The sequence below is a fragment of the Acinetobacter sp. NIPH 298 genome (assembly GCF_000369505.1).
Lineage (GTDB): Bacteria > Pseudomonadota > Gammaproteobacteria > Pseudomonadales > Moraxellaceae > Acinetobacter.
In genome coordinates, this window is sequence record NZ_KB850054.1 from 525,653 (window position 1) to 535,207 (window position 9,555).

9 protein-coding genes and 1 rRNA gene are annotated in these 9,555 nt (G+C 40.8%); 8 read left to right on the forward strand and 2 right to left on the reverse strand.

Translation table 11 applies throughout. The features are described from left to right. Positions 1-95: 95 nt before the first annotated feature. The 4 genes from F903_RS04870 (at position 96) to F903_RS04885 (ending at position 4,328) form a co-directional block, all read left to right on the forward strand. Complete coding sequence (locus F903_RS04870; RefSeq protein WP_171065208.1) at positions 96-2,054, forward strand: lytic transglycosylase domain-containing protein; 1,959 nt, start codon at positions 96-98, stop codon at positions 2,052-2,054. A gap of 47 nt (positions 2,055-2,101) precedes the next feature. After that, positions 2,102-2,770 (forward strand): ribonuclease T2 family protein, encoded by a 669-nt coding sequence (locus tag F903_RS04875; protein ID WP_005195026.1) that lies wholly within the window; start codon positions 2,102-2,104, stop codon positions 2,768-2,770. A 166-nt stretch (positions 2,771-2,936) separates the two neighbouring features. Continuing rightward, positions 2,937-3,923 carry a malate dehydrogenase gene (locus tag F903_RS04880; protein WP_004668635.1) on the forward strand — a complete coding sequence of 329 codons (987 nt, stop codon included), beginning with the start codon at positions 2,937-2,939 and terminating at the stop codon, positions 3,921-3,923. Positions 3,924-4,085: 162 nt separating this feature from the next. Then, entirely contained in the window at positions 4,086-4,328 is a 243-nt protein-coding gene (locus tag F903_RS04885; RefSeq protein WP_005195028.1) for a DUF2789 family protein, read from the forward strand. Between the two features lie 294 nt (positions 4,329-4,622). On the opposite strand, the gene F903_RS04890 is transcribed toward F903_RS04885, so the two are convergent. Beyond that, positions 4,623-5,150: a hypothetical protein gene (locus F903_RS04890; RefSeq protein WP_004668639.1), complete on the reverse strand. Its 528-nt coding sequence runs from the start codon at positions 5,148-5,150 to the stop codon at positions 4,623-4,625. Positions 5,151-5,262: 112 nt separating this feature from the next. After that, complete coding sequence (locus tag F903_RS04895; protein ID WP_005195031.1) at positions 5,263-5,871, reverse strand: 2OG-Fe(II) oxygenase; 609 nt, start codon at positions 5,869-5,871, stop codon at positions 5,263-5,265. Between the two features lie 118 nt (positions 5,872-5,989). On the opposite strand from F903_RS04895, the gene F903_RS04900 reads away from it, so the two are divergent. From F903_RS04900 to F903_RS04915, 4 genes are all read left to right on the forward strand, one after another. Beyond that, positions 5,990-6,847 (forward strand): 23S rRNA (adenine(2030)-N(6))-methyltransferase RlmJ, encoded by an 858-nt coding sequence (locus F903_RS04900; RefSeq protein WP_005195033.1) that lies wholly within the window; start codon positions 5,990-5,992, stop codon positions 6,845-6,847. Between the two features lie 38 nt (positions 6,848-6,885). Further along, a complete protein-coding gene (gene pssA, locus F903_RS04905) occupies positions 6,886-7,719 on the forward strand; it encodes a CDP-diacylglycerol--serine O-phosphatidyltransferase (protein ID WP_004668642.1) in 834 nt (277 codons plus the stop codon). Between the two features lie 16 nt (positions 7,720-7,735). After that, positions 7,736-8,797, forward strand: coding sequence for a DUF6670 family protein (locus F903_RS04910; protein ID WP_005195036.1), 1,062 nt, complete (start codon positions 7,736-7,738; stop codon positions 8,795-8,797). A 402-nt stretch (positions 8,798-9,199) separates the two neighbouring features. Further along, positions 9,200-9,555: ribosomal RNA gene (locus F903_RS04915) — 16S ribosomal RNA — on the forward strand; the annotation flags it as partial.

The following is a 9,555-nucleotide window of genomic DNA, read 5'->3' on the forward strand; positions in this document are numbered from 1 at the left end:
ACAATAGAGGAAAGCCAGACTTATTACACTATCACCGTTGGGTGAATTGGGCATATTGATTGATGACGATGAAAAAGCAAGGTGATTTTATAACGATGGAAAGTAATAAAGTGAACAACAAGAACAACTTCCGCCGTTTTATCGCAATGGGTGGCTTGCTAGCGTGTTCATCCATCTATGCTTTAGATGCACAGTTTAATGATGCTTTACGTGCTGCCAATGCCAGTAACATTGCGATGCTCGATCAATTTCAAGAGCAAATGCAAAATGATGTATTAGGTTATTATCCAGAATACTGGAAATTAAATACCAATCTTGGTTTTCAGCCCGCATCTGCCATTATTAGTTTTGCCCAACGCTATCCGCAATCTGCGATGGCAGAAAAGTTGGCAGCAGATTATGTTGAGGAAAAAGTTAAACTTGCGAGTTTTGCTGAAGCTAAACCAGTTTTAAGTTATGTGACCAATCCTGACCAAGCAGAAAGCTGTGCCATCGCGCAAGTCAGAGCGAGAACTGGAGACAGTTTAGTTTTTGCAGAGTATAAAGACATTTGGTTGACCACAAATTCTCAGCCTGAATCATGCAATGGTTTAGGTCGAATGATGCTTTCTAGTCCATTAATGACCGCACAAGATCGTCAGCAAAGATTGTGGGGACAGTTACGTGCAGGGCAGTCAGGGCCGGCTGTCGCAACTGCTCAAGCACTAGGATTGAGCTTATCTTTAGCACAATTCAATCAGATTCAAGCCAATCCATTAGAGTATTTATGGAGTGCGACCAAAAGCAATGATGCCGATTATGCTTATCTCATTTTCGCTATCGGGCGGATTGCGGATAGTGACCTAACCAATGCATTGGCCAATCTTCCACGTGCTGTTCAAGACACGCCACCTGCAGTACAACAGTATTTGTATCGTACAGTGGGCTATGTCGGTGGTACTACGGTCATGAAAAATGGTTTTAATCGTAGTGTGTTGAATGCTTTTGATCAAAGTTATGGTTATCCATTTAGTCCTGAAGAAGCGGAAATTTATGCGCGTCAGTCGATTCGATTTGGTTCATGGGAAAGTCTGATTCGTGCGATTGATGCGATGTCGGTAACCCAGAAGCAAGAAGATCGTTGGCAATATTGGCTGGCTCGAGCGTCTGAGCAACGTTCAGATGCAGCATCTAAACAAGCAGCCCAGCAGATTTATCGTAGACTGGCTCAAGCTGGTGATGACTATCATAATTTACTTGCCAAAGATCGTTTAGGCGAACGGTATAATCATAAGCCATACGATGAACAACCAAGTTCACAAGATATTCAGCGACTCAACCAAAATATTCATTTTAAGCGGGCATTTACATTAAGAGATGTCAATGCACCTGCAACGTATACTAATAGAGAATGGAATTGGGCTGTTCGACAAGCCTATTTGCAACAAGATGATGGCCTATTATTGGCAGCGGCAAAACGCGCACATGATATGGGTTGGTATGATCGAGCGATTTATGCGGCTGATCGAACCACATCGAGACATAATGATACCTATCGTTATACTACCCCGCATCGTAGTAATGTGAGCAGTCATAGCTACAATGCTGGCGTTGATCCTGCTTGGGCTTATGGTCTGATGCGTCAAGAAAGTCGTTTTGTCACTTCAGCTCGCTCGCATGTTGGCGCAGGTGGCTTAATGCAAATCATGCCAAATACCGCCAAGTTAATTGCGCGTCAAATGGGTGAAACCTATAACCCAGCAGCATTAAGTGAAATGAATACCAACATTCGTTACGGCACCTATTATCTTTCTATGATTCAAGGGCAACTGAGTGGGAATGCAGTGCTGGCAACAGCAGGTTATAACGCAGGTCCGAATCGTGCGCGACGTTGGCAACCCGATGGTCAAACCATTGCTGCGGATCAATACACAGAAAGCATTCCATTATTGGAGACACGTGACTACGTTAAACATGTCATGACCAATGCAACACATTATGGTGTGGTGCTCGGACAGGGTCCTCAATCCCTAGAAAAAAGGATGGGGGCGATTCCTGTACGCAATACCCCTTAAAAATACAATTGGATGTTTAATTTGAAATCATGAAGTTTTGGCATTTGATGAAATCGATAGATTTACTTGAAAGGCGGTTGACAAGATTGGGGCAGGCATTGCTTTGTTGCATCATCTTGTCATTTGGCACGCCATTATATGCAGCAGATCGCCCGAATATTGCTGGCTATATCTTGCATGTGCAAATGACGCCTGCCGTTTGTGCCTTAGATTCTTCAAAACAAAAACAACGTAAATGTCTAGAGGGATATTCGCTTACAATTTCAAGTCTACTTCCAGAAGTTCCTGTAAATCGTAATTGTGAAACGAAATCATCTGCTCAGCTTTCACCGCTGCAAGCAACCGTGGTTGCACGTGTGATGCCAAACGAAAATGAACGTGTACAGCTTTGGCAGAGTGTAGGGGGCTGCGTTCCGATGAATGCCAGTCAATATTTTAGGACGATTATTAACTTTGCAGAGCGCTTAAAAGTTCCAGCAGATCTAACCAGTCCAAATACAATTGCGGTTCAGAAAGAAAGTCTTAGACAGCAATTCACCAAATTAAATCCATCCTTACCAGCGAATGGTATTCGCTTTAGCTGTCAATCCTCAAAATCAGATTCGATTTTAACGGAAATACGCGTCTGTTATCAGAAAAATGGGCAATATAAACAATGTGCTAGCCATGTTGTGACAGGATGCCCAAATGAATTTACGATTAAAGGCAGTTATTAACTTTTTGACTGGCTTGATTTGTATTTTCTATCAGACTTTTGTTGAAATCATTCTCTTTTACATGCATAAGATGCTGCTTTAGAGTACAATCTTTGCCGTTTATGATAATTCGATTGAGTCACAACTGAACTCAATCGTGCTAACGCACCTCATTGGAGAATATCACATGAAGCAACCCGTTCGTGTTGCCGTTACAGGCGCTGCAGGTCAAATTGGTTATAGCTTATTATTCCGTATTGCAAGCGGTGAAATGCTAGGTAAAGATCAACCTGTAATTTTACAATTGCTTGAAGTTCCTTTTGAGAAAGCTCAACAAGCGCTTAAAGGCGTGATGATGGAACTTGATGACTGTGCTTTCCCATTATTGGCGGGCATGATCGGGACTGATGATCCTAAAGTTGCATTTAAAGATGCTGACTATGCTTTGTTGGTCGGTTCTCGTCCACGCGGTCCTGGTATGGAACGTGCTGACTTGTTGAAAGTCAACGGTGAAATCTTCATTGGTCAAGGTCAAGCATTAAACGAAGTTGCGAGCCGTGATGTTAAAGTATTGGTTGTAGGTAATCCTGCAAACACCAATGCTTATATCGCAATGAAATCTGCTCCAGATCTTCCAGCGAAAAACTTTACCGCAATGTTACGTCTTGATCACAACCGTGCTTTGACTCAAATTGCTCAAAAAGCGGGTGTTGCTGTTTCTGATATCGAAAAATTAACAGTTTGGGGTAACCACTCTCCAACGATGTATGCTGACTACCGTTTTGCAACTGCAAATGGCGAAAGCTTAAAAGACAAAATCAACGATGCAGAATGGAATAAAGATACATTCCTTCCGACAGTTGGTAAACGTGGTGCTGCGATCATCGAAGCACGTGGTTTGTCTTCAGCTGCTTCAGCTGCTAATGCTGCAATCGATCATATGCGTGACTGGGCGTTGGGTACAAACGGCAAATGGGTAACTATGGGTATCCCATCTGACGGTTCTTATGGTATTCCAGAAGGCGTAATGTACGGTGTGCCAGTAACTTGTGAAAATGGTGAATACACACGTGTTGAAGGTCTTGAAATTGATGAATTCAGCCGTGAGCGTATGAACATCACACTTCAAGAACTTGAAGATGAACGTGCGGCAATTGCTGACATGTTAAAATAATTTATCTATTTTTAGATAAGTTTGAGAACGCCTTCATTTGAAGGCGTTTTTTTATGCGTTAAAAATGATAAACACAAAAAGCAACAAGAAAATAAATGTCTTTTCTGCAACGACTTCTTGTTTGTTGTTAAATTGGATATAGAAGATTAAAGGAGAAGAAAAATGTTTGAGCAACAACCGACATTAGAATTATTGTTTGAACAGCTAGGACTTGGCGCCGATGAAGCCGCAATTGAACGTTTTGTCCAAACACATCAACTCAGTGCTGGACAAAGACTGCATGAAGCTGAGTTTTGGAGTGCAGGACAAAGAGATTTCTTAAAAAGTCATATTGATAAAGATGATGAGTGGGCGATCGTGATTGATGAACTGAATCAGCAATTACACCTTGATAGTACGCATTAAAAAATCAAAAAATAAAGCTCACATGATTAGGGTCTGTTGACATTTCAGCCATGCATTGCGTTATAGGCAAAAACGACTCAAACAAGGCATGAAGCGCAGGCAATGGCGATCCCCTTGTCAAGTTTCATAACGAAGTTTGGGGAAGTTTTAGCCATAACCCTATGGGACAGGGGCATTTTTTGCTGCTACTGCGTTATGTCTTGCTCATTTAGAATGACTAAATTTCGCAAAACATGCCTTGTACCATCTAAAAAATGTCCACTGTCGCAAGCATCTGTGAAATGTCAACAGACCCTAGTGAGCTTTATTTCGTATGAGAGCTTTAAACCAGTCTTCCTGACGGATTAACTTAAATGCTGAATGTTCTTGTAATAACGCTAAATCATAGTCGATACATGACACATATTTTTTCAACCAGTGTTGAGTTAAAGCATGTTCTTTTTTAGCGGTTGAGGCATAGGCCAAAAAGAAATAAATATCCACATGATGGTTATGTGCCAAAGGTTTTAAAATTTGCTGGGTAATTAAAGCAAAGCGCTGCTCTTTGGTCAGTTCAAAGTACATCATATATGCTTTGGCTAAATATAAAGACAAATTCAAATACAAGCTCAGGGGCATTTCATCATTTGCAATGCGTGCCTGTTCAAGCAGGACGATGGCTTCTTGTAAAAAATGCACTTGTTCCTGACGAATATGGCTCAGCATGACCAATTGCAAGCGCAAGTCAGCACGTTCTAAAGCCAGCTCTGGTGTGTCACTCGATAGATAGAGTTGATCTGTTTCACCAATACGAGCAATTACATCTTTGGTTTCATTCGTCATTCATTGATCCAAAATCGTCAGTTATGCTTAGATATATAAGGCTATTTGTCGCGATTTAAAGGTTGATATGCCATAAACTTCACAACCTTACTTTGTCTGCGTGTTTATGCAGTTATCCATTCCAAATTGAATTACTACTCCGTAGCCACGCTGTAATGGATAAGCGCTGTTGCTTTGACCGCAACACTTCATGTAATAAATCACTTTGGAAGATGACAAGGCGGTTTGATACAGGTTGGATGATGTGCCATTGATCATTTTTATCTTGGAGTCGTAACTGACCACCCCAATCTTCTTGCCAGCTTTCGTGTAAGTAAAAAACGGTTGAAATCATACGATCATTCTTTTGTTGAGGATTGTCGCGATGCAATGCGTAAAACTCACCTGCGTTATAACAAGCAAAATGAGCTTCGACTTCTTTAATCCCCAAATAGAATGCTTGATTCAATGCCTGCGATAAGTTTTCTAAGGTGTTGATATGCTTTTCAGCAATTGGGAGTTGATCATCAATCCACAAAATGTGATCACTTCGAATATGGCTGACCACACCATTTTGTATACCTGCTGCTCGAAATGCTTCCAAATTTGAACTACATTCTTGAACCAGATCTCGCACATATTCATGTGGGTATACATCGTCCAGCAAAGCAAATCCAGACGTATTTAAATCATCTAAAATTTGATCAATATTCCAAGATGTAGGAAGCGAGGTGAATTGCATACAGTTCCAGTTAACATTCATTTGATTACAGTACAATTTTAGATGATCACATCAACGTTAAAGAATAGCCTTTATTTTCATGATAAACTATCCTTTGAATTGAGGAATAATTGTCAACATGAATTACCGTCACCATTTCCATGCAGGTAACTTTGCCGATGTTATGAAGCATGTACTTTTGCTTCAACTGCTTACTCGTTTAAATGCTAAAGATAAACCATATCGGTATATCGACACCCATGGTGGGGCGGGTAAATATAATTTATCACTTGCACCATCACAAAAATCAGGCGAGTTCCTCACAGGAATTCATCGTTTAGTGCAATTAAGCGAGATGGAAAAGCGCCAAGCACCTGAGTCTATTCAGGAGTTTTTAAAATTGGTTGGCAAGATACGCGAGCAGGAAGGTAAGGGGAGTTACCCGGGTTCACCTTGGTTTGCTTTACAAGCAATGCGAGATATTGATAAAGCGACTGTATTTGAAATGCAGCGCGATGTATTTGCCGAGTTGCGTCACAATATTCATGATAAACGCATGGGCTTACATGAGCGTGACGCTTATGAAGGTTTGTTTGGAGTTATTCCGCCAAAAGAAAAACGCGGATTGGTGATGATTGATCCACCATATGAATTAGAGCGTAAAGACTTTCCGCAATTGGTTGAACTTTTACAAGTCGCGCATAGCAAGTGGCCAACAGGTGTATTTGCGGTTTGGTATCCAATTAAAGATCGTGCCATGATCGAGCGTTTTGAAAAGAAAATGTTTAAAACTGGAATCCGTCGTCAATTGGTCTGCGAAATTTGTGTATGGCCTGATGATACGCCAGTTGGATTAAATGGTTGTGGCTTACTGGTGATTAACCCGCCGTGGAAGTTCTCAGAAGATGCTGATCAGGCTTTACAATGGTTATTTCCACATTTGCGTATGAGTGAAAATGGTGGTCATGCTGCAGTACGTTGGTTGGTGGGTGAGTAACCCGCCGACGTCAAAATATTGTCGAGGAATTGAAAATAATGACAAATTCTCCTAAACCTGATTCTGATTCAAATAAAGATGGGCGTTCTTTTGATCGCATTACATTTGAAGTGGAAGAAGAAGAGCATACGCACGAAGGGCAAAAAGTAAAACGTCGTGGTATTTATCTATGGCCAAACTTAATTACAACAGCGGCACTTCTATCTGGTTTTTACTCAATTATTGCGAGTATGAATGGAAACTTTAATCAAGCCATCTATGCGATTTTCCTCGCTGCATTGCTTGATGGATTAGATGGACGAGTGGCGCGTGCGATTGGTGCACAGAGTGCCTTCGGCGAACAATATGATTCATTATCTGATCTGCTGGCTTTTGGGGTTGCACCTGCAATCTTAATGTATAGCTGGAGCTTACATGATTTAGGACGTATTGGTTTAGCGTGTTGCTTTATCTATACCGCATGTGCGGCATTCCGCTTGGCACGTTTCAATGTGCAAATTGGTGTGGTGGATAAGCGTTACTTTATTGGTATCGCTAGCCCGCTTGCTGCGGTCACTGTGATTTCACTGGTTTGGGTCGGACGCGATTATCCATTTATCTTTGATTTAAAAGATATTGTGATTCAAGTTATTAACTCTGTCGTTATGGTCGGGATAGGGTTGTTGATGATTTCAAATATCAAGTATTACTCATTTAAACAAATGGATCGTAAACGCGTACCATTTGTCGTGATGTTGCCTGTAGTCTTGATTTTTGCTGCGATCACGTACAACATTCCAGTAGGTATCTTGATTGTATGTATCCTGTATGTGCTCTCAGGGTTTGTAACGACTTTATTTGCGAAAAAGAATGACTCAAAAATAACAACTTAAAATCAGGAGGTTCAGTATGCCAATGTTGATGAGTAACAATCAATTAAAGCAACTGAACCTCAATAAGTCAGATGCTTTAACTTTTTACCCGCCCAAAGGTTTATTTAAAATCGTTTATCAGGCGTTGATTCTGCCGAATCTGCCAGCACCTTTTCATTATCTGAATTTCATTAGTTTAATTGGTCAGCCACGTATTCCGATTTGCTATAACGCCAGTGCGATCACCACAACAGCGATTGATACGGCAACGGTATTAGTGAGCAGCAGTGTAGCAACAGTTGGACATCTCAAAAGTTATAGTGCCAAAGAGCAATGCCAATTTGAAATTGATCGCTATCAATTTCTTGATATTGATGATATCCAAGTCGAATCACCCAATTATTATTTTAAACGATTTGATGAAGAATTAAGTTGTCAGTTAAAAGTAAATACGTACACTGAAATCGAAAATCATTCGGCTTTGCAATGGGGTGTCGCTGACTATTGGTATGCAAGGTGCCAGTGTGAAGGTGAAATTATCTATAAAGAACAAAAATATCAAATAGAAGCACAAGGTATTCTGAAGCATGCCAGAGCAGTTTATTTGCCATTTATCGCCTTTCATTTTTTTACTTATCAAATTATTCAAATTCGTTCAGATCTTCAAATCATACTTTCTGAGTTAAGGAATCAATGGAATAACATCATTTTTTCAAGAATTGAAATCCAGCACGACCAACAACAGACCATACTTTATGATCAGCACGTTATTTTTGATGTAACACGGGTTTATCCTAAAATCCAAACACCAAATGGGCGTGATATGTATCTAGCTCGAGAGTTTATTTGGCAATGTCAGGAAAATAATCAAGTTACTTTTCACCTGAAAGCACAAAGTCGAGGCGATTATAAATTTGGTTTAGCCGCAGGTTATGTGGGAAGTTTTCACTATCAGTTAATTTGGAAAAATGAATCATACGAAGGCACGGGGTATTGTGAATATATCGATTGCCGCCCTTTGCATTGGCAAGAAAAGAGTAAAACTGAACAAATATTAGATCAAATTCCACATTTTCAGCCTTATTTGTGCAAGAAATAGACACTCGTCGCAATAAATGAAAAAAAGGGGTTGTGTGGAGTTAGAAATGCTGTAGAATGCACATCCATCGGCGGTGATGCAGATAAAAACTTGTTGAGAAACAAGGATTTGGATTGAAAGGTTTGAATCTTGTGTTTGAGAATAAGTTTTAAAAATATCTAAATTGCCTGTTGACTTTTAAGAGATTGAGAGTAATATAGCCGACCTAGCTTGATGGTGACGAATCATCGAGAAGATCATTAAGAATTGAAGAAGAACAACTTGTGTGGATTTTTACTGGTTAATCGATCGAAATTATTTTCATTGATTAGATGGTAGAAATTACTCGAAGTTTATTTGAGAAATATTTGTCAGAAAATTGATGAGCCAAGATTGGTACCCTTTAAAGGTACTACTGATTTTAAACTGAAGAGTTTGATCATGGCTCAGATTGAACGCTGGCGGCAGGCTTAACACATGCAAGTCGAGCGGGGTGATGTAGCTTGCTACATTACCTAGCGGCGGACGGGTGAGTAATGCTTAGGAATCTGCCTATTAGTGGGGGACAACATTCCGAAAGGGATGCTAATACCGCATACGTCCTACGGGAGAAAGCAGGGGACCTTCGGGCCTTGCGCTAATAGATGAGCCTAAGTCGGATTAGCTAGTTGGTGGGGTAAAGGCCTACCAAGGCGACGATCTGTAGCGGGTCTGAGAGGATGATCCGCCACACTGGGACTGAGACACGGCCCAGACTCCTACGGGAGGCAGCAGTGGGG